Genomic DNA, 785 nt, shown 5'->3' on the forward strand with positions numbered 1-785 from the left:
CGACTGGTACCGCAAGGCCGGCGTCGGCTGGCTGGACCCGTACGCCCTTGTGGGCGGCCGGATCCCGGCCCTAATCGCCGCCCTGCGGTCCCGATGACCTACCGCAACACGACAGGGGAGAATCGAGCATGACCCAGCACCACCCAATGCCGACCATCGCGGATATCACGAATATCGTGGCCGATTCCGTGCGCGCCGCCGGCGACCAGATCGACGCGGCATTCAAGGTATCCGGAGTGAGCGCCGCCGCTGACGCGGTACTCAGCGGGCTTTACGAAGACGTCGCCATCACGCTGCAGCGGGCGATGACGGGCAAGGTCATCCGCCTCTACGACGGCGATTTCAACCTCGCCCACGTCGTTGACCTGGCCGACTGCGTCCACCGCGGCCACTGCACATTCACCCTCCCTGCGGATCACCCCGCCGCCCAATGGCTCTGGGAAACCCAGGCGGTCGGCGGTGCCGGTGTCAATGCCGCGATGCCAACCGAGCTCGGCCAATGGAGTGGGCAGCTCAGGGAGATGGTTATCGAGGGCCAGCGAGACTGCTGCGCCTGCCATCCCCAGCGTGTCCTGGTTACGCGCTGGGAGCGCTATCAACCGACCTTCCGAGTCCTGGCCGCCCAGTATCCCAACGGGTACTGGCGTGCGTTCCATCCCGCCACCAAGATCGTCTTCGACCTGGCCGACCGCGACGACATCAAGTTCCAGATGGCCAGGTCGATCTGCCGCAAGAGCAGCGCGCCGCTGGGCGACGTGCATGTCTTGCTCGACGTCGTCAGCCTC

At 66.1% G+C, this 785-nt stretch carries 1 protein-coding gene; it reads left to right on the forward strand.

What is annotated here, in order from left to right:
- Positions 1 to 128: 128 nt before the first annotated feature.
- On the forward strand, positions 129 to 785 hold a 657-nt coding region (locus tag ACFRAM_RS28720), incomplete at its 3' end, for a hypothetical protein (protein ID WP_379470442.1).

This window comes from Paenibacillus sp. NPDC056722, assembly GCF_042790635.1.
Classification (GTDB): domain Bacteria; phylum Bacillota; class Bacilli; order Paenibacillales; family Paenibacillaceae; genus Paenibacillus_AQ; species Paenibacillus_AQ agri.